The organism is Protofrankia symbiont of Coriaria ruscifolia, from assembly GCF_900634745.1.
Classification (GTDB): Bacteria; Actinomycetota; Actinomycetes; order Frankiales; family Frankiaceae; genus Protofrankia; species Protofrankia californiensis.
The window spans coordinates 1-905 of sequence record NZ_CAAAFR010000007.1; the positions used below are offsets into that span (position 1 = coordinate 1).

Here is a 905-nt window from a genome sequence, read left to right on the forward strand (position 1 = left end):
GACCAGGCCCCCGCCGTCCGTGCCTGGTGAGCAGGGCGGGGGCCTGCCAGACACGCGCCGGTCCGCGTGTACCCGCCCCTCCCTTGTCAGCCGTGGGCGTGGCCGCGGGCCGGCGCGTGCACCACCGTCCACCTACCGGAAGGACCGACTATGGCCGACCTCCGCAACCTCAAGAAACTCGACGCCGAAGAGATCGTCGTGGGCGAACTCACCTGGATCACGTCCAGTTACAGCAACGGCGCCGGTGGCATGTGCGTCGAAGTCGCGAAACTCGACAGCGGAGTGATCCTCCGGGACTCCGTCCAGCCTGACGGGCCGGTGCTGTCGTTCTCCCGCGAGGAATGGCGGGCGTTCCTCGACGGTGTCAAGGACGGCGAATTCGACATCTGACTGTCCCCACGACAGATGCCTCCGTACCGGTGGTTCCGGACGGGGGCATCTGTCGTTGCCGGCCAGCTCATGAAGGTGCACTCCGGGCGTGCGGGGCGGCAGGGATCTACGCTGCGCCCATCACCCGCCAGGCCACTGTCGGTATCGACATCGTCACGGATATCGATCTTTGATGGCGTGGCTGACTGCTTGACTACCCGGCCCTGGTACTAGCCTTGGCTCGCACCCAGCCGTCCCGTCGAACCGAGGAGTACGCGATCGCCCGCCGACAGACCGCACGCGTCCCTGTGCCGTCATCCTCCGCGTCCGGCTCCTCCACGCTCGGCCTGCCCGCCGATGGCGGGTCCTCCGATGCCGGGGCACGATCGGACGTCCCCTGGACGGGGGCGGGTGAGCCCCCGGCCGTCGGGCTTCGGTCACCATGCCCGTGTGGGTCAGGACGCCGTTACAAGGCGTGCCATGGTGTGCGGCGGCGGCCCGCACCCATCCTGCGTCCCTTTGCGGGCCGCCGCCGC

Annotated in this window: 2 protein-coding genes; both read left to right on the plus strand. The window is 69.3% G+C overall.

What is annotated here, in order from left to right:
* Positions 1 to 150: 150 nt before the first annotated feature.
* Positions 151 to 390: a DUF397 domain-containing protein gene (locus CV1CTNOD_RS00630; RefSeq protein ID WP_131784270.1), complete on the plus strand. Its 240-nt coding sequence runs from the start codon at positions 151 to 153 to the stop codon at positions 388 to 390.
* 287 nt (positions 391 to 677) lie between these two features.
* The coding region (locus tag CV1CTNOD_RS26050; protein WP_242606257.1) for an SEC-C metal-binding domain-containing protein at positions 678 to 905 on the plus strand (228 nt) is incomplete at its 3' end.

Excerpts from the sequence above, each read along its gene's own strand:
- CV1CTNOD_RS00630 (WP_131784270.1), top strand. The coding sequence starts at position 151 with ATGGCCGACCTCCGCAACCTCAAGAAACTCGACGCCGAAGAGATCGTC.